The organism is Acidovorax sp. FG60, assembly GCF_057808995.1.
The window spans coordinates 40,319-67,136 of sequence record NZ_JBMDJC010000025.1; the positions used below are offsets into that span (position 1 = coordinate 40,319).

Sequence of the window (26,818 nt, forward strand, 5' to 3'; positions counted from 1 at the left end):
CGTTACATTGGGAGGGGCATGCACCAAAAAGATGACACCACGCGGCCACCGGACGCGGACGACCGTCTTGAGGCCGGGGCCCCGCGTCGCCGCTATCGCCTTGTCACGCCGCTGAGCCTGGCGCTGGCGCTGGGCTGCATCGTTGCCGTGGCGGGCTTGTGGCTGGTCACGCTGCAGCGCGTGGCGTTCGAGCGCGAGCAGGCCGTGGCCTCCGCCATGCAGTCCAATGCCAACCTGGCCATCGCCTTCGAGCAGCAGGTGTTCCGCACCCTCAAGGCGGCCGAGCAGGTCGCCGCCTTTGTGCGCGAGCAGTACCTGCAGCAGGGCACCGACATCGACCTGCGCGATTGGGTGGAGCGGGGGGTGATCCGCGAGCCCATGTTCACCATCATCAGCGTGGTGAACGAGCAGGGCGACATCGTCAGCAGCAGCCAGGAGACCGGGGCCGTCAACTACAGCGACCGCGCCTTTTTCAAGGCGCTGCGTGCCAGCGATCGCGATGACCTGTTTGTGAGCGAGCCTGTGCTGGGCCGAGTGTCGGGGCAGTGGCGCATTCCGATGGCGCTGCGCATCGTGAGCGAGGGAGGCCGCTTTGGTGGTGTGGTGGTGATGTCGGTGGACCCGACGAACTTCACCGACTTTTACCGCCAGGCCGACCTGGGCGCACAGGGGCTGCTGGAGCTGACAGGGCTGGACGGCGTGGTGCGCGGCCGCAAGGCAGGGGGCAAGATCAGCTTTGGCGGCGATGCGCGAGGCCTGCCCTGGTTTCAGCTCCGCGCGCAAGACCCTGAAGGAGAACTGATCGATGAGAACGGCGCGGTGGACGGTGTGCCGCGCATCCTCAGCTACCGCAGCATGGCGGGCTACCCGTTGATGGTGACGGTGGGGTCGACCTCCGACGAGGTGCTGGCGCCGGTGATGCAGCGGCGCGTTGACTACCTCGCCCTGGCGGCAGGGGCCAGTGTGGCGCTGCTGTGTTTTGGCGCGCTGCTCATTGTGGTGCTGGCACGCCAGCGGGCCGTGGCCGATGCACTGGCGTCCAGCGAGGGCCTGTTCCGCGCCACCTTCCACCAGGCGGCCACCGGCATCGCTCACATCACGCCCGAAGGCCGCATCCTGCGTGCAAACGACAAGTTCTGCCGCATGCTGGGCTATTCGCTGGAGGAGCTGCGCCAGCGCGACCTGTTTGCGCTGAGCGACGAGGGCGAGCGTGAAGCCCTGCGCCGCTTTCTGGCGCGGCGCCTGGTGGCGCACTCACCCGTGTTCTCCCCCGAGATGGAAAAGGCCTACCGGCGCAAGGACGGCGGCCTGTTGTGGGTGTACGAAGCGCTGGGCCTCGTCAAGGACGCCCAGGGTCACCCGGACTTTCTGGTGGTGGTGACGCAGGACATCAGCGCGCGCAAGGAGCTGGAGATGCGCCTGTCGCACGATGTGCTGCACGACGCGCTCACGGGCCTGTCCAACCGCGTGATGTTCCACGACCGCTTGGCGCGTGTGCTCCAAACGGCCCGGCGCCACGGGCGGCACGCCGCAGTGCTCTATGTGGACCTGGACGGGTTCAAGTCCGTCAACGACCAGTGGGGCCATGCAGCAGGCGACCTGCTGCTGCAGCAGGTGGCACGGCGGCTGGAAGACTGCGTGCGCGCCGAAGACACCGTGGCGCGCCTGGGCGGCGACGAGTTCGGCATCGTGCTGGCCACCATCGAGCGGGCAGACCTCTGCGAGGTCGTGGCCGGCAAGGTGCTGTCCGCGATGGAGCAGCCTTTTGTGCTGGAGGGGGCTGTTGCCCACATCTCGGCCAGCGTGGGCGCGGCGCTCTACCCGCGCCATGGCACCGATGCCGATGCGCTGCTCGCCCAGGCCGATGCTGCGATGTATGCGGCCAAGCAGGCAGGCAAGAACCGCTTCAGCATCGACACCGCACTGAGCCCGCTGGCCGATGGCGGTGTTGCAGGTCCACCCGGCTGACGAGGAGCCAGCCATCGAGGGATGGCTCTGGTGTTTTGCTCATCATTCGGGAGCGTTGAGCGCTTTATCTATTGGCGCTAGCGGCCTGTTTCATTCGAATCACCGCGTCATGATCGGAAAGTCACGCACCGGCTTGTCCAGCATGCCCATCAGCTGCCGCAGGGCCTGCGCATCGCCTTCCATGCGCAGCGCGCCAGAGGCGGCCAGCTCCTGCGGTGTGGCCTGGCCGTTCATCAGGCGCAGGAAGGCGGGTTTGGTGAGCAGCAGCGTGGCGTCGGCAGGCCAGGGTGGTGTGCCCGGGCGGTGGTGCAGCACCGCGTTCTCAATCCACAGACCATGGTTTTCTTCGGCGTCGGTAAAGCGCAGTGCCACCGCCAGGCGCACGCCGTCCGCGCGCGGGCCGTTGAGCGAGGCGGCCATTGCATCGAGAAACTGCGGTATGGGGGTCTGCATGAGCATGTCGGCCACCGCAGCGCGCGGGCCTGATGCGTTGCGCTGTGCAGTGCCATGCCGCAGTTCCTGCGCGCCGGTCAGGTAGAAGTTGCGCCAGGGCGCGGATTCAGCGGCGTAGCCCATCTGCTCAAAGCTGCGCGCCATGAGGTCCCGCGCGGCAGCGTGGCCGCCATCGGCCAGCAGCACATGGCGCAGCAGCTCGGCAGCCCAGCGGTAGTCGCCCGCGTCAAAGGCCTGGCGCGCGGCGGCCACCGCAGCGTCCGCGCCGCCCGCCAGGGCCACGTAGCGGCGTGCGGCCTCCACGGGCGGCAGCGGGTCGAGCGTGGCGGGGTGCGCGTCGAACCAGCCCAGATAGAACTGCGCCACCGCGCGCACGTTGTGCTTGACGGTGCCGTAGTACCCGCGCGACGCCCATTGCGCCGCCAGCGTGGAGGGCAGTTGCACGGCTTCGGCGATCTCGCCGGGGGTCAGCCCGGCGTTGAGCAGGCGCACCGTCTGGTCGTGCAGGTAGCGGTAGGCGTCGCGCTGTGTGGTCATGAAGGTGTCGATGCGCTCGCGGCCCCACACGGGCCAGCCATGCTGCAGGAAGATCACATCCGCACGGCTGGCGTGCGCAATGGCGCCGTCGGTGTAGCGCGACCAGGCCAGCGCATCGCGCACCTTGGCGCCGCGCAGGGTGTAGAGGTTGTGCAGCGTCTGCGAGACCAGCTCGGCCGCGCCGAATGCGCGCAGGTCGGGCAGCTCGAAGACCATTTCGGCCGGGGCTTCGGAGCCTGGCACGTTGTGGAACACGAAGCGCGCATCGCGTGGTAGCTGGCTGCCATACATGAAGCCCGCGCGGCGCGACATGGCTGGGCCAAGCAGCACGTTCTCGCTGGTGGCCTCTTCCATGAAACCCACGGGCGCCACGACGGGCACGCCGCGCGCCTGTGCGTCCTGCGCGGTCAGCACGCCCAGGGCGCCGCCGAAGTGGTCCACATGGCTGTGCGTGAACACCAGGCCCGACACCGGCTGTGCGCCCAGGTGCTGGCGCGCGAACGCGAGGGCGGCCGCCGCCGTCTCTTGCGTGGTGAGTGGGTCCACCACGATCCAGCCGGTGCGGCCCTGGATGAGGGTGAGGTTGGCCAGGTCAAACCCGCGCAGCTGCCAGATGCCCTCGCGCACCTGGTACAGGCCGGGCGTCTGGTTCAGGCGCGCCTGGCGCCACAGGCTGGGGTGCACGGTGGGCGGCGCCTCGCCCTGCGCAAACCGTAGCGCGTCGAAGTCCCACACCACCTGGCCCTGGGTGTTGCGCACCTGGCCGCTGGGTGTGGCGATCAGGCCCCGGCGAGCGTCCTCGAAGCTGGCGGGCGCATTCACGTCCAGCGTGCCCAGGGATGCGGCCTGGCGCGCACGCGTGGCGGCGGTTGCGTCCTGCCGGACGTCGGCCACCTGGGCAAAAGTTGCAGGGGCCAGGCCCAGCCAAAGCGGCAGGGCGAGTGCCGCGTACATGGAGAGGGTTCGCATGGAGAAGCTAGCTGTTTGAGAAGTAAAAATGGCTTCCATCGACTGATGGATAGGCGCTGATAGCTATCAAAATTGAAGCAAAAAATCTGGTGGCGCATGCCGGGCCGCGCGCCTGGGCATGCCCGGCGCCGTCACATCGGTTCGAGCTTGATGCGCTTCATCATGGCCTCGGTGAAGCCGATTTCCTTGCCGAAGGCCCGTGTGAAGGTCTCGCTGTCTTGCGGGTGGACCATGCCGCCTTGCTCTTCGAGCGCCGCCACTACGGCGGGCTGGCGCAGGGCGGCTTCGAATGCGGCACGCACGCGCGAAACGATGGCATCGGGCGTGCCGGTGGGCACGGAGACGCCGCCCCACGAGGTCAGCTCCACCCCGGGCAGGCCGGCTTCGGCCAGTGTGGGCACGCTGGGCAGCTTGGGGTTGCGCGCGGGCCCGGTCACGGCCAGCGGGCGCAGCTTGCCCGCCACGATGTTCGAGTACGCCACCGCGGTGATCGGTGCGCCAAAGGCCACCTGCTGGCCCAGCACCGCGTTGACGATTTCCGATGCGCCCTTGTACGGCACATGCGTGGCCTGCGCCTGGCTGACGCTGAGCACCATCTCCACCCCCAGGTGCGAGGGCGTGCCGACACCGCCCGAGGCGTAGTCCAGCTTGCCGGGCTGCGCACGCAGGCGCGCGAGCAGGTCGGCCAAGCTGCGGATGTCGCTTTGCGCGTTGACGATGACCACCGTGTCTGAACTGGTGAGCCCGATCACATGGCGAAAGTCCTTGAGTGCGTCGTAGCCCGGCTGTTTGTACATGCGCATGCTGGCCGCCATGGGCGACCCGGCGTAGACCCAGGTGTAGCCGTCCGGCGCCGCCTTGGCCGCCTGGCGTGCACCCAGGTTGCCGCCTGCGCCCCCCTTGTTCTCGATGACCACGGGCTTGCCCAGCTCCCTCGACACGGCCTCGGCCACGATGCGGGCCGTGGTGTCCGGGCCTGTGCCCGCGAGGTAGGGCACCACCCACTTGATGGGGCGCGCGGGCCACGGCTCGGCGGCCATGGCGGATGTACTGGCCAGCAGTGGCAGCAGGCTTGCAGCAAGCAGTACGCGGCGGCGCAAGTGGGGGATGAGTTGCTTGGTCATGTCTTGTCTCCTTGTCATTTTCTATGAGGGTTGTTTCGGCGCGCGGTGGGCGGCGCAGCCGCTCAGGGGGATGCCAAAAGCTCTTTCGCGATGGTGTTGCGCTGGATCTCGCTCGTGCCGGTGAGCACGCGGTACATGCGCAGCATGCGGAACAGGAACTCCACGCGACGGCCTTGCACGATGCCCTCGCCGCCGTGGATCTGCACCGCTCGGTCGGCAATGCGGAAGGCTGCCTCCGAGCAGAACAGCTTGGCCATGGACGATTCGGCGCGTGGCTCGGCGCCCGCGTCGATGGCGCGGGCCGTGGCCAGCATCAGCCCGCGCGCGGCGGCCCAGTCGGTCGCCATGTCGGCCAGCATGTGCTGGATGGCCTGGAACTGGCCGATGGCGCGGCCGAACTGGTGGCGCTGCTGCGCATAGTCGCGTGCATCGCGCAGCGCCACCTGCGCCAGGCCCAGCATGGCCGGGCAGTGCAACAGGCGGTTCACGCTGATGCGGCCCAGCGCCAGCGCCAGGCCGCGCCCGGGCTCGCCGATCAGGTTGGCGGCGGGCACGCGCGTGCCCTCCAGCACGATGTTGCCCGTGCTCGTCTGACCGGCCATGGTCTTGTAACCCGACTCCACGCGCACGCCGGGTGCATGCAGGTCCACAAAGAAGGCCGTGACCTCGCGCTTTTTCGGGTCGGGGTCGTCGTGTGTGGCGGTGGACGCCATCAGCACCGCGTAGTCGGCAAACGGCGAGCCCGAGATGAAGCGCTTGGTGCCCGTAATCACGTAGTCGTCGCCCTCGCGCACGGCGCGCGTCTGCACGTTGCCAGCGTCCGATCCAGCCTCGGCCTCGGTCAGTGCGAAGCAGATGGCCATTTCGGCCCGGGCCACCGGCAGGATGAACTGCTGCATCTGATGCGGGGTGGCCATGCGCGCCAGCGCGCCCACGCGTGGCGGGCCACTCAGCTCGCCAAACACATGGGGGGCGAATGGCGAGCCGCTGGCGTAGATGGCTTCCTTGACCAGCACATGGTCCAGCGTGGACAGGCCCAGGCCGCCCATCTTCTGCGGCAGCGTCATGCCGTAAAAGCCCAGCGCGTGCGAGCGCTTCCACACCTGCTGCAGCAAGGCCCTGTCGGGCGCGTTCTCGTGGTCGATGCCATGCTCGCGCGCCAGCGCGGCCAGCTCGCCATACAGAAACTCGTTGATGCGCGCAATCAGCTCGGCCGCCTGTGGCGAGCCTTCAAAAGGCATGCCGGGAAACAGCGGCGCGGGGAGGGGGGATGTGATGTCGTTGTTCATGGTCGGTATTCCTTGTGGTTGGCGGCTACCTGCTGCCGCTGGAAACTGGCGCGCCCCGTGCCAGGGACGCCGAGCAAGGGCCGCCCCGCAGCGAGGGCGTCGTCCCCCTTCCCGCAGCGCGAAGCGCTAAGAGAGAAGGGGGAAGCGGCAAAGCCGCTCAGGGGGATGTCCTCTAATTCACCATCCGCCCACGCCCCTCCCAATACGGGGCCTGCACGGCGCGGCGCATCACCTTGCCGTTGGGGTTTTTGAGCAGGGAGGTGACGAACTCGATGCGCCGGGGCCGCTTGAACCCGCCCAGGTGCTGGGCGCAGAACGCGTCGATCGCAGCGGTGGTGTCGGCACCGGCCGCACGGCCGGGCTTGAGCACCACGTGCGCGGCCACGGCCTCGCCCCATTTGTCATCGGGTACGGCGAACACGCAGGCATCGGCAATGGCGTCGTGCTGGTACAGCACGGCTTCGACCTCCGACGGGTACACGTTGAAGCCGCCGCTGATCACCATGTCCTTCTTGCGGTCCACGATGTAGACGTAGCCCTCGTCATCCATGCGGGCCAGGTCGCCCGTGTGGTAGGCGCCGTCCTTGAGCACCTCGGCCGTCAGCTCGGGCGCGCGCCAGTAGCCCGCAAAGATGTCGTCGCCACGCACCACGATCTCGCCGATCTCGCCGGTGGCCACGGGCTGGCCGTCGTCGCCCAGGATCTGCACATCGCATTCCAGAAACGGGCGCCCGCACGATGCCAGGCGCTCTGGCCGCGCCGCGCGGGCAAACAGATGGTCTTCCACCGACAGGCCACACACGCCCGAGGTCGTCTCGCCCGCGCCGTAGCCTTGCTGCAGGATGGGCCCGAACACATCCATGGCCTGGAGGATGCGCGCGGGCGCCATGGGGGCGGCGCCGTAGCCCAGGCGCAGCAGGTCGGGCAGGGGGCGGTACTGGCCCTCCAGCTCGGTCAGCAGCATGTTGATCATGGTGGGCACCATGAAGGTGTGGGTCACGCGGTCGGCCCGCATGTCGGCGATGAAGCGCGGGGGCTCGAAGCCGTTGAACAGGCGGATGGTGACCCCCTGGCACAGCGCCGGCACCATCTGCATGCCCGATGCGTGGGTGATCGGGCCCACCAGCCCCAGGATGTGGCCGGGCTGCTGCCCGTCCGAACGCGTGAGGAACTTGCGCAGCTGCGCAAGGCGGTTGCCGAAGGTTTGCATGGCCGCCTTGAGCACGCCGGACGAGCCCGAGGTGTAGTGCAGCACGGCGACTTCGTCCTCGCGCACGACCACCGGGGTGAACGTGTCGCTGGCCTGGGCCAGTGCCGCTTCGTAGCTTGCGGGGCCCGCATCGTCGGTCAGCAGCAGCTGGGGCATGGCGTCGGGCATGCTTTGCGCCACATGTGGGCGGATGGTCTCGGCGCGCTCGGCGGTGGTCACGATCAGCGCCGCACCGCTGTTGGCGGCAATGGCGCCGACCTCGTTGGGCGAGAGCCGGGCGTTGAACGGCGCCTTGATCAGCCCGGCCTTGTAGCAGGCGATCTCGATCTCGACGACCTCGACACAGTTGGGCAGGTAGATGCCCACGCGGTCGCCGCGCGAAAGGCCCAGGCCGAGCAAGGCGTTGGCCAGGCGGTTGGTGCGCTGCTCCAGATCGGCATAAGTGATGCTGCGTGCGGGGCTCTTGACCGCCATGCGGCGGGCATGGGCACGGGCGCTGCGCGCCACGAGGGCGCCGACGTTGGCGACCACGCGCGGGGAAATGGGGGGCGAGGTGGTAATGGCTGTCTCCTGAAACACAGACCCCGTCGAGCGCGGGGCATGGGGTCACTGTTCCAGAAGACGGGGTATCAGAGAAATACCGATTGCTGATCGGTGGCCATCAATCCGATTGATGGCTAGTCAGGTTGATGGCTAATCCGGTTGATGGTTGTCGCGCCCAGGGCCAGGGTCGTCGGCAACTTCGGCGTCCCATCGGCCTGTGGACACCAGGCGCTGTGCAACCTCGGTCAAGGCTTGCACTACAGCGAGCATCACGCCATCGCCGCCAGCGTCTCCGTCCCGTCCGGGCGCCGTGGCCAGGGTGTAGGCGCGGGTCATCTGCGGGTTCACCACGCGTGCGACCAGCCAGTCCGTACCTATGGCGGGCGTGTCACCCATGGCGCAAGCAGGCGTGAAGGTGAAGCCCGCGCCGCAGGCGTAGAGCGAGCGGATCACACGGGCCGAGTCGTGTTCGTGCACGATGTTCAACGCAGTGCCGCGCTGGGCCGCAGCGTCTTCCACCTGCTGGCGGATCGAGTAGCGGCGCGACTGCAGCACCAGGGGCTGCTCTGCGGCAGCTGCGAAGTCGATATCGGGGCGCGCGGATGGTGTAGACGCCGAAGGGCTTTGCAGCAGCGCACGCACGCGGCCGCTCGCATCATGCCCGCAGAAATACATGGACTCGCGCGCGAAGGGCCGGCACGCCAGGCCCTCGACATGGGGTGTGTCGACCAGGATGCCGATGTCTGCGCGCCGGTCGAGCATGGCTTTCTTGACCATGAGGCTGAGGTCATCGAGCACGAACACGCGGATGCGCGGATGGGTGTCCTTCAGGTGCGCAAGCAGCGGGCCCATGAGCAGCGACGACAGCAGAAACGGCACGGCGATGGTGACCGAGCCTTCAGGCCCCTGGGGCAGGCGCTGGATGCGCTCGCGCATGGCCGCCGCATCGCTGAGCAGGCGCCGCGCGTCCTGGTACAGCTGAACGCCGGGTTGCGTGGGGGTTACGCCCGCGTGGGAGCGCTCCAGCAGCTGCGCGCCCAGCTCCGACTCCAGCTTTTTGATCTGTGCCGTGAGCGCGGGCTGCGCAATGTAGAGGCTGCCTGCCGCGCGCGAGAGGCTGCCGGCTTCGACCACGGCGATGAAATAGCGCAGGCTTCTCAGGTCCATGGGCAGGACTGTAGCGCGGTGACCGGCCGCGCCGCCAGCGGTGCTCCTCAGTTGATAGCTACCACCGCTTTATGGATAAGCGCTGGCGGCCGATTTGACTCTGGTTGAAGGACCCAGGTCAGACGATGCCGCTCAATCCCCCATCACCACCCCTTCACGCCTGGGGTCCGCCCCACCCATCCACAGCTTCTTGCCATGCGCGTTGCCCAGTGTGATGGCTTGCAGCCCGCTGGTCATATTCATCTCACGCACCTCGGCGCCGCCGGCGCGCAAGGCTTCCACCGTGGCGGGGGGGAAGCGCTTTTCTTCCAGCAGCGTCGGTCCATTCATGGAGCCGAAGTTGGGCAGGTTGATGGCCTGCTGGGGCATCAGGCCCCAGTTGAGCACGCCGTAGAGCGTCTTGGCGGTGTAGTGGATGATGGCCGCGCCGCCGGGGCTGCCGCCGCTCATCAGCAGCTCGCCGGTGGCCTTGTCGAACACGAGGGTGGGTGCCATGGACGAGCGGGGGCGTTTGCCGGGCTGCACGCGGTTGGCGATGGGCTGGCCTTGGGCGTCGGTGGGGGCAAAGCTGAAGTCGGTCAGCTCGTTGTTGAGCAAGAAGCCCTTGACCATCTGCCGCGCGCCGAACTGGTCTTCGATGGTGGTGGTCATGGCCACGGCGTTGCCGAAGGCATCGACGATGCTGATGTGGCTGGTGCCGTATTCGGGCTGGTCGGGCATGGGGGCGTAGCTGGTCTTCACGGCGGCTGGGTTGCCGGGCTGGGCGACCTTCATGCTTTGCGTGCCGATGAGCTTGGCGCGTTCGGCCAGGTAGGCGGGGGCGATCAGGCTGGTCCAGCTGCCGCCGGGGGGCTGCACAAAGTCGGGGTCGGCCACGTACAGCGCACGGTCGGCAAAGGCCAGGCGGGCGGCCTCGGTATACAGGTGCAGCCAGTCGGCGGATGGGATGCCGTCTTGCAGGGGCTTGGCGGCAGCGTCGGTGTTTTTCAGGATGCCCAGGATCTGCCCGATGGCAATGGCGCCCGAGCTGGGCGGCGGGAAGCCGCAGATGCGGAAGTCTTTGGCCTGCACCTGGTAGTCGTGGCACAGCGCTTCGCGCTTTTTGGGTTGGTAGCCGGCCAGGTCGGCCATGCTGAGTTTGCCGGGGTTGGTGGGGTGCTTTTGCACCTTGTCCACGATGGCCTGGGCGATTTCGCCTTCGTGCAGTGCCTTGCTGCCTTCGGCGGCAATCTTGCGCAGCACGGCGGCCAGCTCGGGGTTGCGCAGGTTCACACCCACATCGCGTGCGTCGCCGTCGGCCTTGTAGAAATAGGCGGCAGCCACCGGGTCCTTCTTGAGGTGCGGGTCGGCCTTGACCAGGGTGTTGAGTCGTGCGCTGATTTTGAAGCCGCCTTCGGCCAGGGTGATGGCGGGTTGGAACAGCGTGACCCAGGGCAGCTTGCCGTGCTGCTTGTGCGCCATCTCCAGCATGCGCACGGTGCCGGGCACGCCGACCGAGCGGCCGCCCACCACGCCATCGTAGAACTGCACGGGTTTGCCGTCGGCGCCGAGAAAGAGTTTTTCGTCCGCAGCGGCGGGGGCAGTCTCGCGGCCGTCGTAGGCCTCCACGGTTTTGCCGGTGCTGTGCAGCAGGAAGGCGCCGCCGCCGATGCCGCTCGATTGCGGCTCCACCAGGGTCAGCACCATCTGCACGGCAATGGCTGCGTCGATGGCGGAACCCCCGGCCTTGAGGATCTGGTAGCCCGCATCCGTGGCCAGCGGGTTGGCGGCGGCCACGGCAAATTTCTCGGTGGCCCAGCCGGGCTTTTCGGTGTAGCCGGACGAGCCTTCGGGCTGGGCGGGCACGGTGTACGCGAACTGTGACGGGGCGCTGGCGCAGCCTGCCAGCAGCACGGCCGAGGCCAGCAGGCTCAGGCTGAAGGTGATGGCACGAGGGGAGGGCAGGGGGTGCGTGGTGGTTTTGGGCATGGACAACTCCTGGGTGGCGAGAAGCGAAGGGGCGAAGAAGTGGCCATGGTACGCGGACCGGCCGGAGCGACGCCGGGGCGTTACATCGCGCTACAGGCTCCGGAAATTTGGGTGTTTTTAGCCTCTAGCGCTTATCCATAAAGCGCTAATAGCTATAAATATAATAGCATTTAAGCAGCCGTCATGCTGGCTTGGGCCCGGGCCGCCCGTCTTCCACCACAAAGCGGGCGAGCGTGGTGGCGGCACTGTCCGCGCGCAGCGGGTCGTCCAGCACGCGCAGGGTGGTGGTCCAGCGCGTGGGCGTGATATCTGCCAGCCCATAGCCGCGCTGGTCGCAGCGGGCCAGCAGCACATGCGGGTTGTGCCGGGCGATGGCGTCCACCTTATCTTGTGTGGTGCCCGAGCGAGAGCTGATGGACGTGCCGCAGAACTCGCTGGCCACCACGGGCGACTCCGGGCGATCGGGATTGGCGTGCACTCTGCACACATAGTTCTGGTGGATGTCGCCGCCTAGCAGCACGGTGTTGCGCGGGGCGTGCTGTGCCAAGGCCTGCAGCAGGCGCGCGCGGGCTGCGGGGTAACCGTCCCAGCTGTCGGCGGACGTAACGCCCGAAGGGTAGTGGCGCGGCGAAAACAGGGTTTGCTGTGCCAGCACGCTCCAGTGGGTGGTGTCTTTGGTGTGTGCGTCGGCGGCCAGGCCGGTGTCCAGCCACTGCTCTTGCATTGCGCCCAGCAGCGTGCGGGCGGGGCTGGCCAGGTCGGCGCAGTCTGCCGCGCGCACAGCGCCCGCGCTGGTGGACTGGGGCGTGCGGCAGGCCTGCCAAGTGCGGTACTGGCGGCTGTCCAGCAGGTGGATGTGGGCCAGGCGCCCCCAGCGAAGGCGGCGGTAGACCTGCAGGGCATCCCAGCGGGTGCCGGAGGCGGGGCCGTTCAGGCTGGCGGCGCGCAGCGGCATGTTTTCGTAGAAGGCTTGCCATGCGGCGCCTCGCAGCGTCAGAAAGCTGCCATCGTCGCCCTTACCGGTACCACTGGCGTAGTCGTTCTGCACCTCGTGGTCGTCCCAGGTCACGGCCCAGGGGCAGGCAGCGTGGGCGGCTTGCAGGGCGGGGTCGCTTTTGTGCAGGGCGTAGCGGTCTCGAAAATCCGCCAGCGTGGTGGCGTGGCGCAGGTTGTGGGTGCGCGCCAGGTCTGTGGTGTTTTTCGGCGTCGCGTATTCGTAGATGTAGTCGCCCAGGAACAGCACCAGGTCGGGCTGGTCGGCCACCAGATGGTGCCAGGCGGCGTAGTGGCCATGTTCCCAGCGCTGGCACGAGGCAAAGGCCAGCCGCAGCGTGGCGGGCAAGTCGCCGAGCGCTGGCGCGGTGCGCGTGCGCCCCGTGGCGCTGACGGCATTGCCCAGCATGAAGCGGTAGTGGTACCAGCGGCCGGGCGCCAGGCCGCGCAGTTCTACATGCACGCTGTGGCCGAGCGCTGGCAGGGCGGTGGCTTCGCCTTTTTGTACGATCTGTGAAAAACGCACATCGTGCGCCACCTCCCACCGCACGGTGTGGGTGGCCTGCATCAGCGCCGGGTCGGCCAGCACCAGCCGCGTCCACAGCACCACGCCGTCGGGCGCCGGGTCTCCACTGGCCACGCCCAGCGCGAAGGTGTTGCTCTGTAGTGCTGGTGCGTTGCTCCATGCCCAGCGGGGCAGTTGGGTGGCAGCGGCGGCCAGGATGGCCTTCCGCAAAAATGCGCGTCTCTGCTCTGGATTCATTGCGGGGCGCTGGATAGGTGCGCTGCGCTTAGAACCGGCGCGGCCCAGGCCAGCGGCCACCGCGCAAGGGCCGCCAAGCTGCGGATGCGGCGCTTCGCTTGCGTGCGCTGGTGGCGTCCCCCTCCCGAAGGAGAGGGGGAAGGCGCCGAAGGCGACTCAGGGGGTGCTTCACCCTATGCCGCCATGACCCGGTTCTTGCCCGATCGCTTGGCCAGGTACATCGCCTGGTCGGCGCGGCGGATGGCGTCGGGGCTGCCTTCGCTGTCGTGCAGCTGGGCCACACCAGCGCTGAACGTGATGAGCACCTTCTCGCTGCCCTGCAGGAAGAAGCGTGTGGTCAGCTCGCGCTGCAGCCGCGTCATCGCGGCCACGCCGCTTTCTACCGAAGTGTCGGGCAGCACCAGCACGAACTCTTCACCGCCATAACGCGCCAGCAGGTCCTGTGGCCGCATGACTTCGCGTGTGACTTGGGCCAGGTGCACCAGGGCCGCGTCCCCGCCCGAGTGGCCCAGGCGGTCGTTGATGGTCTTGAAATTGTCCACGTCCAGCAGCGCCAGGCACAGCGGCGAGCCCAGGCGGCGCGCGCGGGCGATTTCGCGCTCCATGGCTTCGTCCAGGCCCTTGCGGTTGAGCGAGCCGGTGAGCGGGTCGTGCCGGGCCTGGGCGCTGGCGCGGTCCAGCTCTTCCTGCAGCTTGGCGACTTCAGCGCGCTTGGCTTCGGTGCGCTCGCGCAGGTCGTGAAGCTCGTCGTGGGCCACACGGCTGTCCAGCGCCATCGAACGGGTGGCGGTCATCACCTCTTGCAGCACGGGGGCGATTTCCTCAAGGGTGTTGGCCTTGCCGATCAGGTCGGCGCAGCGTGCCATGGTGCCCTGGTAGGTAGTGCTGGACGCCGTGATCTTGGCCAGCCGTTCGATGAAGGTGGCCAGCATGTCCTTCATCTGCTCCTGCGCTTCCACGGTGCGCGCCTTGGCCTCGGTCTGCTTGAAGATCACGTCCTTGAGCCGGCGCTGCACATCGTCCAGGCGGCGCAAAGTGAGCGGCGGCGTGGATGCTGCCATCAGCGCCTCGGCCTGGCCGTGCAGCCAGCGGTCTTCCACGCTGAGCACGGCGATGTTCTCGAACACCATGTGGAGCAGCTCCAGCAGGCTGGAGCGGATGGCGGCCTGGTCTTCGGTGGCAAAAGACAGCCGGTAGGTGAAGTTGCCCAGCATGAGCTGGACGGTGGAGATGGGCGGTGCGGGCTCTTTCAGAAAGGCGATGAGCTTTTGCGCCATCTCGATCACGCGGGCATCGTCTTCGCCCAGCGCGGGCAGCGTGTTGTCGATCAGGCGGGCGAGCATCTGCGCAAACTCGTCCGGCAGAACACCGGGGTTGCCGGGGACGGTGGTGCTTGCAGCGGTCTCTACCGGGGCTGCAGCCGCCGCCGGGCTCAGCCCCAGGTTGGCGTAACCCACCAGCACACTTTGTAGCGAAGTCCAGTCTTTGTTGTTGACGGCGCGCTCAAATTGCCCCAAGAGCCGTTTCTGGGCCGGTGTCTGCCCTGGCAGCACCCGCAGGATGTGGTGCAGTTGGCCGTCCGGGAACGGCTGGGGGCTGCGGGTTCCTGCGATCTCGTCGTACAGCGCCAGGTAGTTGTCGGGCGTTGGGGGCAGGCGGCGGGTGGCTAGCTGCTTGAGCGTCTCGCGCGCAATTTCGGAAGGTGGTCGGTCGGCCATGTGCGGACACCAGTGTCAGAGGAGAGCAGGAGGTGCGAGTGTGACACAGCGGCCGCTTTCTGAGGGGCTGGCTCTGCCAAGCCTTGTGGCCTGGCAGGCGCGGGCGTTAGTTCACCATCACGAGCTTGCCCATCACCCCCCGTGAACCCATGTGCGCGTAGGCGGCGGGCAGCTCGGCCATGGGCATGGTGCGGTCGATCACGGGCTTGATCTTGCCCTGGGCGTACCACTGCGCCAGCTCGCCCATCATGGCGGCGTTGGCCTTGGGCTCGCGCTTGGCGAAGTCGCCCCAGAACACGCCCACGATGGAGGCGCCCTTGAGCAGCGCCAGGTTGAAGGGCAGGGCCGGGATGGGGCCGGAGGCAAAACCCACCACCAGGTAGCGGCCGCGCCAGGCAATGGAGCGGAACGCGGGCTCGGCAAAATCGCCACCCACAGGGTCATAAATCACGTCGGGGCCCTTGCCGTCGGTCAGCGCCTTGATGGCGTCGCGCAGGTTGTCCTTGCTGTAGTTGATGGTGGCGTCGGCCCCGATGGAAGTGCACAGCGCGCATTTTTCATCGCTGGAGGCCGCTGCAATCACGCGCGCGCCCATGGCCTTGGCGATCTGGATGGCGGCCGTGCCCACGCCCCCGGCGGCGCCCAGCACCAGCACGGTCTCGCCCGCCTTGAGCTGTGCGCGGTCTACGAGGGCATGGTGCGAGGTGGCGTAGATCATGATGAACGCCGCAGCGTCCACGTGCGAAAAGCCATCCGGCAGCGGCATGCACAGGGCTGCCGGGGCGATGGTGTGGGTGCCGAAACCGCCGGTGCCCGACAGGCAGGCCACGTTCTGGCCGACCTTGAGGTGGGTGACGCCTTCGCCCACGGCTGCCACCACGCCTGCGTACTCCGAGCCGGGGACGAAAGGCAGGGGCGGTTTCATCTGGTACTTGTTCTGCACGATCAGCAGATCGGGGAAGTTCAGGCTGGCCGCCTTGATCTCGATCAGCACCTCGCCCGCCTTGGGCGTGGGCGTGGGCAGTTCGGTCCAGGCCAGGGCGTCAACGCCGGTGGGGTTGGTGCAAAGCCAAGCGTGCATGGGAAAAGTCTCCTGTCAATGTGGTCTGCATGATAGGCGGGGCACCCGGGCGCACGATGTCCCACGAGCGACGGAGGGCGGGCCGTTGGGTGTGGGCGGGTGCCCCACCTACAATCCGTTGCAAGCTCTACCGCAACCCATGAAAATTCTGATCTCCAACGACGACGGCTACCAGGCTCCGGGCATCGTGGCGCTGCACGATGCCCTGAAAACCCTCGACGGGGTGGAGGTTGAAGTCGTCGCGCCCGAGCACAACAACAGCGCCAAGTCCAATGCGTTGACCCTGCACTCGCCACTGTATGTGCACAAGGCCCACAACGGCTTCCGCTATGTGAACGGAACGCCGGCCGACTGTGTGCACATCGCCCTGACGGGGCTGCTGGGCTACCGGCCCGATCTGGTGGTGTCGGGCATCAACAATGGCGCCAACATGGGCGACGACACCATTTATTCAGGCACCGTGGGCGCCGCGATGGAGGGTTATCTGTTTGGCATTCCGGCCATTGCCTTCTCGCAGGTGGACAAGGGCTGGGGCGAGATCGAGGCTGCAGCGGCCAAGGCGCGGGAGATTGTGGAGCAAATGCGCGCCCAGAACCTGGTGACCGATACACCCTGGCTGCTGAATGTGAACATTCCCAACATGCCGCTTGCGGCGCTGCAGCCCATCAAGCTGTGCCGCCTGGGACGCCGCCACGCGGCTGAGCGCGTGATCGTGCAGGAAAGCCCCCGGGGTGAGGCGATGTATTGGATTGGTGGCGCGGGAGCCGCCAAGGACGATGCGGAGGGCACGGATTTCCATGCCACGGCGCAGGGCCATGTGTCCATCACTCCACTGAAGGTGGACCTGACCGACCATGACAACCTTGGCTACTGGGCGCAAACGGCGTCCCGGCTTGCGGCAGGGGCGGCTGGCGCCCCGGAGCTCTGATGCAGCGCCGCCCTGGATTCCCGGCCCGGCTGCCCGGATCGGGTCCTGCGGCAGTCCGGGCCACGCCGGTGGCTCCCGCTGCGCGCAATCCAGTGGCAGCACCCCCTGTGGGCGTTGGGCTGGATTCTGCGGCGGTGCGCGCGCGCATGGTGCAAAAGCTGGCGGCAGGGGGTATCACATCGGCTGCGGTGCTGCAGGCCATGGGCACCGTGGAACGCCACCGTTTTGTGGACAGCGCCCTGGTCAACCAGGCGTATGAGGACACCAGTCTGCCCATTGGTCTGGGGCAGACCATCTCAAAGCCCAATGTCGTCGCCCGCATGTGCGAATTGCTCCTGGGCGCCGAAGGCGCACGCACCGATGGGCTGGGGCGTGTGCTGGAAATCGGTACGGGCTGCGGCTACCAGGCCGCCGTGCTGAGCCACCTGGCGCGCGAGGTCTACACCCTGGAGCGCCTGCGTGGCCTGCACGACAAGGCGCGCAACAACCTGCGCCCATTTCGGCTGGCCAATGTGCACCTGCTGTTCGGTGACGGCATGCTCGGCTATGCCAAGGGTGCGCCTTACGCGGCCATCATTGCCGCAGCCGGTGGTGATGCTGTGCCCCAGGCCTGGTGCGATCAATTGGCCGTGGGCGGCAGGCTGGTTGCGCCCATGGCGCTTGCGGGGGGGCAGCAGATGTTGCTTGTGATCGACAAAACCCCACACGGATTGAAACAAAGCGTGCTGGAGCCTGTGCATTTTGTCCCTCTAAAATCGGGGATTGCCTGAAGGGAATTGCTTATGTTCGTATCGCGTGGTCTTGTGGTTGGGTTTACTGTGGCACTGGCGGGTTTGGCGCTCAGTGGCTGCGGCACCCGGCTGAACAAGGCTCCAGTGGAAGACCGAGGCACATCCTCCTCCTCCGCTCCTTCATCCTCTGCACAGCCAGGTGTGGTGGTTGGCACCCCCATCAAGCCACTGCCGGGTGCTGAAAATGCGGGCAAACCTGGCTATTACACAGTCAAGCCTGGAGATACCCTGATCCGAATCGGGCTGGAGTCCGGCCAGAGCTGGAAAGACATTGCGCGCTGGAACAACCTTGACAACGCAAATCTGATCGAAGTGGGCCAGGTTCTGCGCGTGGCGCCACCGGTTGCTGCTTCGCAGGCGGTCGCGTCGGACAGCGGCGTGGTCACCCGTCCTGTCACGTCTTCCTCCATCACGCCTGCAGCACCTGCGAGCACGCCAGCCCCTGCGGCCAGTGCCGCGAAACCTGCAACATCGGCGGCTTCTGGCCCTGTGGTGGCCGTTGCCCCAGCCACGCCTGCCGCACCCGCTGCAGCGGCCGAGGATGACATGGCGTTCATCTGGCCTGCGCCTGGCTCGTTGATTGCCGGCTTTGACGAGGCACGCAACAAGGGCTACGACATTGCTGGCAAGGCCGGTGACCCGGTCCTGGCCGCCGCCGATGGCCGCGTGGTGTATGCGGGCGCTGGGCTGCGCGGATACGGCAACCTTGTCATCCTCAAGCACAACAACACGTTTTTGACGGCATATGCCCATAACCAGACCTTGCTCGTCAAGGAAGATCAGGCCGTGCGCAAGGGGCAAAAAATCGCCGAGATGGGCAGCACCGACGCCGATCGCGTCAAGCTGCACTTTGAAATCCGCCGCCAGGGCAAGCCGGTGGATCCATCGCGTTACCTGCCTCCCCGTTGAGCCCGGCTGTGGCTCAACCGCCTCGGGACGCATCTGGCAGTGCGGATGAACCGGCCGGAGCCGCAGATGACTTGCTGAGCGAGGAGTCTGAAGGACTGGCGGACGAATCCGGGAGCGAGCTTCGGTCCACGCAGATCGGCGCCGGGCAGCACGCCGCCCGGCTGGACAAGGCGCTGGCCGATCTGGTGCCCGAGTTCTCCCGCAGCTATCTGCAGCAATTGCTGGTGCAGGGGTTGGTCAGCCTCAATGGCAAACCGGTCACGAAGTCGGCGACCCGGGTGAAGGTGGGCGATCAGGTGGTGCTGGAAATGCGGCCCACGCTGCAGAGCCAGGCGTTTCGGCCCGAGCCCATGCACATCGAGGTCGTCCATGAGGATGCGCATCTGCTGGTGGTGAACAAGCCCGCTGGCCTGGTGGTCCACCCCGCGCCGGGGAACTGGAGTGGCACCTTGCTCAACGGCTTGCTCGCCCGCGACGACAAGGCGTTGACCGTGCCACGCGCTGGCATCGTGCACCGGCTCGACAAGGATACGAGTGGCTTGATGGTGGTTGCCCGTGATCGTGCCACCATGGACGCGTTGGTTGCATTGATTGCGGAGCGCAAGGTCCAGCGCCAGTATTTGGCCATGGCCCACGGCGCCTGGTCGGGGCCCAAGACGCGAACGGTGGATGCTCCCATCGGCCGGGATCCACGCAACCGGCTGCGCATGGCGGTGGTGGACTTGGCGCTCCATGCTGGCAAGCTGGCACGGACCGATATCCGCTGCCTGGCTGGTACGGATGACGGTTGCTGGGTGCAATGCACCCTGCACACGGGACGCACCCACCAGATCCGGGTGCACATGGCATCTCTGAAGCACCCGCTGGTGGGGGACAGCCTCTATGGGGGAGCTCCGCTCGGGGCGATGCAGCGGCAGGCCCTTCATGCCTACCGCCTGGCCTTTGTGCATCCCGTCACGGGCCAGGCGCTGGAATTCCATGCTCCTGTACCCGAAGACATGCGCCAAGCCCTCTCCTTGTGGGGGCTGGGCTACAATGCGCCCTGACGGCCAGACTGGCCCCAGCCCGAAGACGGAATCCCGCCGGGCTTCTGCGTCGCGCCAGCGCCCTTGCACAGCGCGCCATTGATTGCCCCTGCTGTTGATGTGCCACCCGTTGCAACGCGTGGCACTTTTCCAGGAATCGCTGAACCATGAACACGGTGGATGCCAAACGGGTCCTCGAAACTGCGCTGATCTGCGCGCAGCAGCCTGTGCCCCTGCGCGAGCTGCGGGTGCTTTTCAATGATGCTCTGGGGTCGGACACGCTCAAGTTGCTGTTGCAGGAGTTGCAGCTTGAATGGACGCAGCGGGGTGTAGAGCTGGTGCAGGTGGCCACGGGCTGGCGTTTTCAGAGCCGTCCCGAAATGCGTGAATACCTCGACAGGTTGCACCCCGAAAAGCCTCCGCGCTATTCGAGGGCCACCATGGAGACACTCGCGATCATTGCGTATCGCCAGCCGGTTACGCGCGGCGACATCGAGGACATCCGGGGGGTAACGGTCAATAGCCTGATCGTCAAGCAGTTGGAAGACCGGGGCTGGGTCGAGGTCATTGGTCACCGGGAAACGGTGGGGCGCCCCGCGCTGTTTGCAACCACCCGGCAGTTCTTGGATGACATGGGTTTGCAGTCGTTGGACCAATTGCCGGTGCTTGACGACCCCTCAGGCAATGCGAATGTGCTGGAAGCAATGGCCGCTGCAGCGCAAGGAGTGATAGAGCCGGAATCAACGCCTGAGGCCGAGGCTGAACTGCTGGCTGTGGCGATGGATAGTCAGCCATCAGCGTCTTTGGAGGCTGTTGCCGCCAGTGGGCAGTTGCTGCGTGTGGATGATTTTTTTCAGAGTGCGGAGACGGATCTCCGTGATGACGATGCCGATACCCCGGGTGGTATCCAGGGAAATACTTGATGAACGATTCGACCCCCGAAATCCCGGCCGATCTGCCGGATGCTGATCCTTCAGCGACAGCCGCAGCGCCCAAAAAAGCCGCTGTCAAACGTGCCCCGCGCAAGAAAAAAGTCGAGCCAGCGCAAGCCGTGGAAGTGCAGGATGCTGTGGACGTGCGCGTTTTGGATGTTGCTGAGGCACCTGCCCTGGCCGGGGAGTTGCCGCATGGGTTGAGCCAGCAGGATGTACCTGTCGCTCCTGTGGTTGCGAATGAACCTGCAATTCCCGAGGCAGAGGCGGGGGCGTCTGACGCCACCTCCGAACCTCGCCATGGCGAGCGCCAGAATCGTGGGGACGGGCGGGCTCGGCAGCCGCGCCTCGACGGCGCTGGGCGCGACAAGCGCAAGGCAGGTGCTCCTGCGGTTCAGGGATACCAGTTTGAAGATGTGGTGTCGGGGCGCTTCGATGAGGATGATGCCTCCGCAGAGATGGTTCCCGCTAAGCGGGTGCTTCTGCCCCAGGTGGAAACCCCCAAGCTTCACAAGGTGCTGGCGCAGGCGGGACTTGGCTCGCGCCTGGAGATGGAGCAACTCATTCTGGAAGGGCGCATCTCCGTCAACAACGAGCCAGCCCACATCGGCCAGCGCATCCAGTTCGGCGATCAGGTCAAGGTCAATGGCAAACCCATCCGCTACCGTATAGACCCGCCGCCAGCGCGGGTGATTGCTTACCACAAGCCTGTGGGGGAGGTGGTGACCCATGACGATCCCCAGAACCGGCCCACCGTCTTTCGCAAGCTGCCCCGGCTCATGCAGGGCAAATGGCAGTCGGTCGGGCGCCTGGATCTGAATACCGAAGGCCTGCTGCTGTTCACCAGCTCGGGAGAGCTGGCCAACAAGCTCATGCATCCTCGTTTTGGGCTGGAGCGCGAATACGCTGTGCGTGTGCTCGGCGCCCTCAGCAATGAGGAAAAGCAGAAGCTGCTCGATGGCGTGCGCCTGGACGATGGCATGGCGTCGTTTGGTTCCATCGAAGATGGTGGAGGCGAAGGTTCCAATTGCTGGTACCGGGTCACCATTTCCGAAGGGCGCAATCGCGAGGTGCGCCGCATGCTCGAATCTGTGGGCCATGCGGTCAGTCGGTTGATCCGCATTCGTTACGGTGCCATGGTGCTGCCACGGGGTCTCAAGCGCGGTGCCTGGCTGGAACTGGATGAGGGCGACATCCGGGCCCTGGTGCAGGCGGCGGGCGCCGGGCGTCCGGAAGCAGCGGAAGCTCGTTCGGATGAAGGGTCGGGGGCTGGCGGCGGACGGAGTGGCAACAAGCGCAACCGGGGGCGCAATGGTCCCCGCGTGGGCGACGGGCCGCGCCGCGACATGTCGCAGGGTGCGCCCGGTGGTCCCCGAGGGCAGAAACCCCGCCGTGATGGGGGGCAAGGGTTCGACCGTGGCAACAATGCAGGTGGTGGAGACCGCCCGCGCGGCGCGGCGCAGCCCGATCCGATGAAAACATCGGTGGGCTATATCGGCATGGACAGTCTCTCGCGGCATCGCCAGGACAAACGCCGCCCTGGTGGCGGAGGTCCACGGCGGGGCGGGGGCGGGCGCTAGGCGCTGTGCTACCCCGGGGCTCCCCGGTTAGAATCGAGGGCTTTGTCCGGTGGACAAACGAATCACAGCAACATCAATTCAGGAAATCAATATGGCAATCGAACGCACTCTCTCCATCATCAAGCCCGACGCAGTGGCAAAGAACGTCATCGGTCAGATCTATGCACGCTTCGAAGCGGCTGGTCTCAAGGTCGTGGCTGCACGTATGGCTCACCTGTCGCGCCTGGAGGCCGAGCAGTTCTACGCCGTGCACAAAGAGCGTCCTTTCTTCAAGGATCTGGTGGATTTCATGATCTCCGGTCCTGTGATGATCCAGGCCCTGGAAGGTGAAAACGCGATTCTGAAAAACCGCGAACTCATGGGCGCCACGGACCCCAAGAAGGCAGAAGCTGGCACCATCCGCGCCGACTTCGCGGACAGCATCGATGCCAATGCAGTGCATGGCTCCGACGCTGCGGAAACTGCCCAGGCAGAAGTGGCTTTCTTCTTCCCTGGTCTGAACATTTACTCGCGCTGATATGGGTGTCCCCATGCCTGTTCCCGCACACGTGGGATACCTGCGCCATGGGGACGACTGCGTTCGGCCCACCCCGGGGAGGGCGCAGTGACCACCAATCTTTTAGAATTTGATCTCGACGGTCTGGCGGCTTTCTGCCAGCAGTTGGGTGAAAAGCGGTTTCGCGCCACGCAGTTGTTTCGCTGGATTCATCAGCGCGGCGCCAGTGACTTTGACGCCATGAGTGATCTGGCAAAGGCCTTGCGCGACAAGCTCAAGGGCTGTGCTCGCGTCGAGGCCTTGCCCGTCATCTCCGAACATGTCTCCTCAGACGGCACGGTCAAGTGGCTGTTTGACGTGGGGGATGGCAATGCGGTCGAGGCGGTTTTTATTCCCGAAGATGATCGCGGAACCCTGTGTATATCCTCGCAGGCTGGCTGCGCCGTGGGTTGCCGCTTCTGTTCCACGGGGCACCAGGGCTTCAGCAGAAATCTCACCACAGGGGAGATCGTTGCACAGCTTTGGTTTGCTGAACATTCCCTGCGCCAGCGCCTCCAATCCGAGGACCGCGTCATTTCGAATGTGGTGATGATGGGAATGGGAGAGCCGCTGCAGAACTACTCGGCCCTCGTTCCGGCCTTGCGCGTCATGTTGGACGACCATGGGTATGGTTTGTCACGCAGGCGGGTCACCGTTTCAACGTCGGGCGTGGTTCCGATGATGGACCGCTTGTCCGTGGATTGTCCTGTGGCTCTCGCGGTGTCTCTGCATGCGCCGAATGACCCCTTGCGCGACAACCTGGTGCCGCTGAACCGCAAATATCCCATTGAAGAATTGCTGGCTGCCTGCAATCGATATCTGGCGCATGCGCCGCGCGACTTCATTACGTTTGAATACTGCATGCTCGATGGTGTCAATGACCAGGTTGAGCACGCACGGCAGCTGATCGAACTTGTCAAGCCCGCCCGTGGTGTGGGTGTGCGCTGCAAATTCAACCTGATTCCTTTCAATCCGTTTCCCGCGTCAGGGCTGTTGCGTTCGTCACAAAATCAGGTGCTGGCTTTCGCCAAAGTCTTGAGCGAAGCGGGTATCGTCACGACCGTGCGCAAGACCCGCGGAGATGATATCGACGCTGCGTGCGGTCAGCTCGCAGGCGATGTCAAGGACCGCACAAGGGCTGCCGAGCGCATGGCAAAGCAGCGGACAATCGTGCTCAAACCGGTGACTTGATTAACAAGCAATCGGCATACTTCAAGGAGGCTCTACATGGTGAGATTGGTTGGACGCTGGCAGCAATGGGGCCGCTGGACTCTCACGGCATGTGGCGTGGTGGCCTGCGTGGCTGCGCTTCAAGGGTGTGCAACCAATAGCGGCATGCCGACCGCCGACGCCAACGCGGGAATGATCACCCCGTCTGATGAGCCAGAGACGCGGCGCCGCGCCCGTATCCGTCTGGAGCTTGCTTCCAACTATTTTGAGAATGGTCAGACTGCCGTGGCGCTCGATGAAGTCAAGCAGGCGCTGGCAGCTGATCCCACCTACGCCGATGCCTTCAATCTTCGTGGCCTCATCTACATGAGGTTGAGCGATTTTGCCCAGGCGGATGACAGTTTTCGCCGGGCATTGGCACTGCGGGGCGGGGATCCCAATCTGCTGCACAACTACGGTTGGTTGTTGTGCCAGCAGCAAAAGTACGCCGAGGCGAATCAGCACTTTGGTCGGGCCCTCGCTAATCCTGCATACACAGCACGCAGCAAGACCTTGATGGCCCAAGGTCTGTGCCAATCAGGCGCTGGCCAGTTTGCGGAGGCCGAGCAGTCGCTGCTGAAAGCTTATGAACTGGATGCGGCAAACCCTGTGGTCGGTTATCACCTCGCGGCGCTTTTGTTGCGTCGCAATGAATTGACCCGGTCTCAGTTCTATATCCGGCGGCTCAACAACAGCCAGTACGCCAATTCCGAGTCGTTGTGGCTGGGGATCAAGGTTGAGCGCGCTTTGGGTGATTCCGTGGCCATGAAGCAACTGGCTGATCAGTTGCGCAAGCGTTTCCCGGACTCACGGGAGTTGGGTGCATACGAGCGTGGGGCTTTCAATGAGTGAGGTTTTGGAAAGTGGTGGGGTAACAGCGGGTAGTTTGCTGAGGGAGGCGCGACAAGCGTCTGGTATGCACATCGCTGCCTTGGCTGTGGCACTGAAAGTGCCAGTCAGCAAGCTGGAGGCGCTGGAGGCGGATAACTATGAGGCCTTGCCCGATACAGTGTTTGTGCGTGCGCTTGCCTCCAGCATGTGCAGAACTCTCAAGTTGGACCCAGCCCCCATTCTGTCGCTGTTGCCACAAAGTAAAAGCCCTCGCTTGGCTACAGACAGTGCGGGATTGAACGCTCCGGTGAAAGGCAGTATCGGGAAGTCGTCTTCCTCATCGGCTTCCTTTTCCTCCGGGTCCACCTCACGGTCCGTAACGGTGGTGGTTTTGGCGCTGCTGGTGGGGGCACTGATCCTGGTCTTTTTCCCCAGGCAGCAGGACGGTGTAACGAGCCCGCTTGTTGCCCCCGCGTCGATCCAACCGCCGGCTAATGTGGTCGAGCAGCAGGCCGCCCCTGCTGTCACGGGTGCGTCGGATGCAATCCCCGCTGCTGCCCAGCGCATCCCCGACGTTTCTCTGCCGTCAGTGGCAGGTCGCACAGACGCGGCTCCCGCCGTTGCAGCTGCCGCTACTAACAACGCTGCGTCAGCTCCAGTGGAGGCGGCAAGCGCTACAACGCCACCGGCCGGGGCATTGGTGCTGCGCGCGCGCAGCGAATCCTGGGTGCAGGTGCGTGATTCCGCAGGCACCGTGGCGTTGCAAAGGAATCTTGCGGCGGGTGAGTCGGTGTCTGTCGCAGGCCAAATGCCGCTGGCCGTGGTGATTGGTCGTGCCGACGTGACAGAGGTATTCGTGCGCGGAAAGCCTTTTGACTTGACGCCTGTGTCCCGTGAGAACGTAGCTCGCTTCGAGGTGAAATAATGGAACGGTTACCTTGTGAGATGGAGCCCATTGCGGTAGCGTCCCCCTTGCCACGACGGTCCCGCCAAGCCAGGATTGTGTGGGGATCGCGCGTGGTGACCGTGGGCGGGGATGCTCCGGTGCGAGTGCAGTCCATGACCAACACAGACACCGTGGATGCCATTGGCACGGCCATTCAGGTCAAGGAACTGGCGCAGGCCGGTTCGGAGTTCGTCCGTATTACGGTGAACACCCCTGAGGCCGCAGCGGCAGTACCCTACATTCGTGAACAATTGGACCGTATGGGAGAAAGCGTCCCCTTGGTGGGGGACTTTCACTACAACGGGCACCGGCTTCTTACGGATTTTCCTGAGTGCGCACAGGCGCTCTCCAAGTACCGCATCAATCCCGGCAACGTAGGCAAGGGCGACAAGAGGGATCGGCAGTTCGGCCAGATGATCGATGCAGCCATTCGCTGGAACAAAGCCGTGCGTATTGGTGTGAATTGGGGCAGCCTTGACCAGGACTTGCTGGTTGATTTGATGGATGCCAACAGCCGCCGTGCTACTCCTTGGGAAGCACGCCAAGTGATGTACGAGGCGTTGATTACCTCGGCCATTGAATCTGCGCGCCGGGCCGAAGAAATGGGCCTTGATGGCAACCAAATCATCTTGTCCTGCAAAGTTAGCGGTGTGCAGGACCTGATTTCTGTATACCGTGAACTGGCACGCCGCTGCGACTACCCTTTGCACCTGGGACTCACGGAAGCAGGCATGGGAACCAAAGGCACAGTAGCGTCGGCTGCTGCGTTGTCTGTGTTGCTGCAGGAGGGTATTGGTGACACCATTCGCGTGTCTCTGACGCCCCAGCCCGGTGAAGCGCGCACACAGGAGGTTGTGGTGGCCTCCGAGATACTGCAGGCTCTGGGTTTGCGTGTATTTGTTCCCAGTGTCACGGCGTGTCCTGGCTGTGGTCGCACTACCAGCACCACGTTCCAGGACCTCGCCAAGCAGATTGATGATTTTCTGCGTGCCCAGATGCCTGTATGGCGCGTTCGCTATCCTGGCGTCGAAAACTTGCGTGTTGCGGTGATGGGATGCATTGTCAATGGGCCTGGTGAGAGCAAGCACGCGGACATCGGCATCAGCCTGCCTGGTACGGGGGAGGCGCCAGCAGCCCCTGTGTTCATTGATGGCGAGAAGGCGATGACGCTGCGGGGTGACAGCATCGCCCATGAATTCCACCAAATTGTCGAGCAGTACATCGAAAAGCGTTTTGGCGCCGCCGCTGTGACTTTGGCCTGAGCGTTGCTCGCCTTACCCTGATTGATACTGAGCCGCTATCTTGAGATGGTGGGTGATGTCCTTCGAATAGTTGCCAGATAGAGAAAA

Annotated in this window: 21 protein-coding genes; 12 read left to right on the plus strand and 9 right to left on the minus strand. The window is 65.4% G+C overall.

The genetic code is table 11. From position 1 onward, the window contains the following. Positions 1–18: 18 nt before the first annotated feature. Complete coding sequence (locus tag ACODS0_RS24685; RefSeq protein WP_488837778.1) at positions 19–1,968, plus strand: bifunctional diguanylate cyclase/phosphodiesterase; 1,950 nt, start codon at positions 19–21, stop codon at positions 1,966–1,968. A 99-nt stretch (positions 1,969–2,067) separates the two neighbouring features. On the opposite strand, the gene ACODS0_RS24690 is transcribed toward ACODS0_RS24685, so the two are convergent. From ACODS0_RS24690 to ACODS0_RS24730, 9 genes are all read right to left on the minus strand, one after another. Next, positions 2,068–3,927 carry an alkyl/aryl-sulfatase gene (locus ACODS0_RS24690; RefSeq protein ID WP_488837780.1) on the minus strand — a complete coding sequence of 620 codons (1,860 nt, stop codon included), beginning with the start codon at positions 3,925–3,927 and terminating at the stop codon, positions 2,068–2,070. Positions 3,928–4,058: 131 nt separating this feature from the next. Beyond that, the gene (locus ACODS0_RS24695) at positions 4,059–5,051 is read right to left on the minus strand and encodes a Bug family tripartite tricarboxylate transporter substrate binding protein (protein ID WP_488837782.1); all 993 of its coding nucleotides are present in this window, start codon (positions 5,049–5,051) and stop codon (positions 4,059–4,061) included. 62 nt (positions 5,052–5,113) lie between these two features. Continuing rightward, positions 5,114–6,340 carry an acyl-CoA dehydrogenase family protein gene (locus ACODS0_RS24700; protein WP_488837784.1) on the minus strand — a complete coding sequence of 409 codons (1,227 nt, stop codon included), beginning with the start codon at positions 6,338–6,340 and terminating at the stop codon, positions 5,114–5,116. A 172-nt stretch (positions 6,341–6,512) separates the two neighbouring features. After that, positions 6,513–8,081: an AMP-binding protein gene (locus ACODS0_RS24705; RefSeq protein ID WP_488837786.1), complete on the minus strand. Its 1,569-nt coding sequence runs from the start codon at positions 8,079–8,081 to the stop codon at positions 6,513–6,515. A gap of 162 nt (positions 8,082–8,243) precedes the next feature. After that, entirely contained in the window at positions 8,244–9,260 is a 1,017-nt protein-coding gene (locus ACODS0_RS24710) for a LysR family transcriptional regulator (protein WP_488837788.1), read from the minus strand. A gap of 132 nt (positions 9,261–9,392) precedes the next feature. Further along, on the minus strand, positions 9,393–11,228 hold the full coding sequence (locus ACODS0_RS24715) for a gamma-glutamyltransferase family protein (protein ID WP_488837790.1): 1,836 nt from the start codon (positions 11,226–11,228) through the stop codon (positions 9,393–9,395). A gap of 181 nt (positions 11,229–11,409) precedes the next feature. Next, positions 11,410–12,984, minus strand: a complete 1,575-nt coding sequence (locus ACODS0_RS24720; protein WP_487256112.1) for an alkaline phosphatase D family protein — start codon at positions 12,982–12,984, stop codon at positions 11,410–11,412. A gap of 173 nt (positions 12,985–13,157) precedes the next feature. Continuing rightward, positions 13,158–14,702, minus strand: coding sequence for a GGDEF domain-containing protein (locus tag ACODS0_RS24725; RefSeq protein WP_487260620.1), 1,545 nt, complete (start codon positions 14,700–14,702; stop codon positions 13,158–13,160). A gap of 106 nt (positions 14,703–14,808) precedes the next feature. Beyond that, a complete protein-coding gene (locus tag ACODS0_RS24730) occupies positions 14,809–15,783 on the minus strand; it encodes an NADPH:quinone oxidoreductase family protein (RefSeq protein WP_008905961.1) in 975 nt (324 codons plus the stop codon). 139 nt (positions 15,784–15,922) lie between these two features. On the opposite strand from ACODS0_RS24730, the gene surE reads away from it, so the two are divergent. The 11 genes from surE to ispG all read left to right on the plus strand — a co-directional run bounded on the left by surE (position 15,923) and on the right by ispG (position 26,731). Beyond that, positions 15,923–16,711: a 5'/3'-nucleotidase SurE gene (surE, locus tag ACODS0_RS24735; protein WP_055398666.1), complete on the plus strand. Its 789-nt coding sequence runs from the start codon at positions 15,923–15,925 to the stop codon at positions 16,709–16,711. Continuing rightward, positions 16,711–17,481 carry a protein-L-isoaspartate(D-aspartate) O-methyltransferase gene (locus ACODS0_RS24740; protein WP_121505917.1) on the plus strand — a complete coding sequence of 257 codons (771 nt, stop codon included), beginning with the start codon at positions 16,711–16,713 and terminating at the stop codon, positions 17,479–17,481. The genes surE and ACODS0_RS24740 overlap by 1 nt, the downstream gene beginning before the upstream one ends. A gap of 12 nt (positions 17,482–17,493) precedes the next feature. Continuing rightward, on the plus strand, positions 17,494–18,411 hold the full coding sequence (locus tag ACODS0_RS24745; RefSeq protein WP_121420604.1) for a peptidoglycan DD-metalloendopeptidase family protein: 918 nt from the start codon (positions 17,494–17,496) through the stop codon (positions 18,409–18,411). Positions 18,412–18,506: 95 nt separating this feature from the next. After that, a complete protein-coding gene (locus ACODS0_RS24750; protein WP_487262874.1) occupies positions 18,507–19,457 on the plus strand; it encodes an RluA family pseudouridine synthase in 951 nt (316 codons plus the stop codon). A gap of 146 nt (positions 19,458–19,603) precedes the next feature. After that, positions 19,604–20,359, plus strand: coding sequence for an SMC-Scp complex subunit ScpB (gene scpB, locus ACODS0_RS24755; protein ID WP_488837795.1), 756 nt, complete (start codon positions 19,604–19,606; stop codon positions 20,357–20,359). Continuing rightward, positions 20,359–21,948, plus strand: a complete 1,590-nt coding sequence (locus ACODS0_RS24760) for a pseudouridine synthase (RefSeq protein ID WP_488837797.1) — start codon at positions 20,359–20,361, stop codon at positions 21,946–21,948. The genes scpB and ACODS0_RS24760 overlap by 1 nt, the downstream gene beginning before the upstream one ends. 91 nt (positions 21,949–22,039) lie before the next feature. Next, positions 22,040–22,465 carry a nucleoside-diphosphate kinase gene (gene ndk, locus ACODS0_RS24765; RefSeq protein WP_008905954.1) on the plus strand — a complete coding sequence of 142 codons (426 nt, stop codon included), beginning with the start codon at positions 22,040–22,042 and terminating at the stop codon, positions 22,463–22,465. An 87-nt stretch (positions 22,466–22,552) separates the two neighbouring features. Further along, entirely contained in the window at positions 22,553–23,674 is a 1,122-nt protein-coding gene (gene rlmN, locus ACODS0_RS24770) for a dual-specificity RNA methyltransferase RlmN (RefSeq protein ID WP_488837800.1), read from the plus strand. Between the two features lie 36 nt (positions 23,675–23,710). After that, complete coding sequence (gene pilW, locus ACODS0_RS24775) at positions 23,711–24,544, plus strand: type IV pilus biogenesis/stability protein PilW (RefSeq protein ID WP_055398660.1); 834 nt, start codon at positions 23,711–23,713, stop codon at positions 24,542–24,544. 64 nt (positions 24,545–24,608) lie between these two features. Next, positions 24,609–25,448 (plus strand): RodZ domain-containing protein, encoded by an 840-nt coding sequence (locus ACODS0_RS24780; protein WP_233573442.1) that lies wholly within the window; start codon positions 24,609–24,611, stop codon positions 25,446–25,448. 20 nt (positions 25,449–25,468) lie between these two features. Beyond that, a complete protein-coding gene (gene ispG / locus ACODS0_RS24785; RefSeq protein WP_488837802.1) occupies positions 25,469–26,731 on the plus strand; it encodes a flavodoxin-dependent (E)-4-hydroxy-3-methylbut-2-enyl-diphosphate synthase in 1,263 nt (420 codons plus the stop codon). Positions 26,732–26,818: the final 87 nt, after the last annotated feature.

Excerpts from the sequence above, each read along its gene's own strand:
- ACODS0_RS24715 (WP_488837790.1), bottom strand. The coding sequence starts at position 11,228 with ATGCCCAAAACCACCACGCACCCCCTGCCCTCCCCTCGTGCCATCACC.
- pilW (WP_055398660.1), top strand. The coding sequence starts at position 23,711 with ATGGTGAGATTGGTTGGACGCTGGCAGCAATGGGGCCGCTGGACTCTC.
- surE (WP_055398666.1), top strand. The coding sequence starts at position 15,923 with ATGAAAATTCTGATCTCCAACGACGACGGCTACCAGGCTCCGGGCATC.
- ACODS0_RS24710 (WP_488837788.1), bottom strand. The coding sequence starts at position 9,260 with ATGGACCTGAGAAGCCTGCGCTATTTCATCGCCGTGGTCGAAGCCGGC.
- ACODS0_RS24760 (WP_488837797.1), top strand. The coding sequence starts at position 20,359 with ATGAACGATTCGACCCCCGAAATCCCGGCCGATCTGCCGGATGCTGAT.
- ACODS0_RS24720 (WP_487256112.1), bottom strand. The coding sequence starts at position 12,984 with ATGAATCCAGAGCAGAGACGCGCATTTTTGCGGAAGGCCATCCTGGCC.
- ACODS0_RS24780 (WP_233573442.1), top strand. The coding sequence starts at position 24,609 with ATGCACATCGCTGCCTTGGCTGTGGCACTGAAAGTGCCAGTCAGCAAG.
- ACODS0_RS24725 (WP_487260620.1), bottom strand. The coding sequence starts at position 14,702 with ATGGCCGACCGACCACCTTCCGAAATTGCGCGCGAGACGCTCAAGCAG.
- ACODS0_RS24700 (WP_488837784.1), bottom strand. The coding sequence starts at position 6,340 with ATGAACAACGACATCACATCCCCCCTCCCCGCGCCGCTGTTTCCCGGC.
- ispG (WP_488837802.1), top strand. The coding sequence starts at position 25,469 with ATGGAGCCCATTGCGGTAGCGTCCCCCTTGCCACGACGGTCCCGCCAA.
- ACODS0_RS24740 (WP_121505917.1), top strand. The coding sequence starts at position 16,711 with ATGCAGCGCCGCCCTGGATTCCCGGCCCGGCTGCCCGGATCGGGTCCT.
- ACODS0_RS24685 (WP_488837778.1), top strand. The coding sequence starts at position 19 with ATGCACCAAAAAGATGACACCACGCGGCCACCGGACGCGGACGACCGT.
- ACODS0_RS24690 (WP_488837780.1), bottom strand. The coding sequence starts at position 3,927 with ATGCGAACCCTCTCCATGTACGCGGCACTCGCCCTGCCGCTTTGGCTG.
- ACODS0_RS24695 (WP_488837782.1), bottom strand. The coding sequence starts at position 5,051 with ATGACCAAGCAACTCATCCCCCACTTGCGCCGCCGCGTACTGCTTGCT.
- scpB (WP_488837795.1), top strand. The coding sequence starts at position 19,604 with ATGAACACGGTGGATGCCAAACGGGTCCTCGAAACTGCGCTGATCTGC.
- ACODS0_RS24730 (WP_008905961.1), bottom strand. The coding sequence starts at position 15,783 with ATGCACGCTTGGCTTTGCACCAACCCCACCGGCGTTGACGCCCTGGCC.
- ACODS0_RS24745 (WP_121420604.1), top strand. The coding sequence starts at position 17,494 with ATGTTCGTATCGCGTGGTCTTGTGGTTGGGTTTACTGTGGCACTGGCG.
- ndk (WP_008905954.1), top strand. The coding sequence starts at position 22,040 with ATGGCAATCGAACGCACTCTCTCCATCATCAAGCCCGACGCAGTGGCA.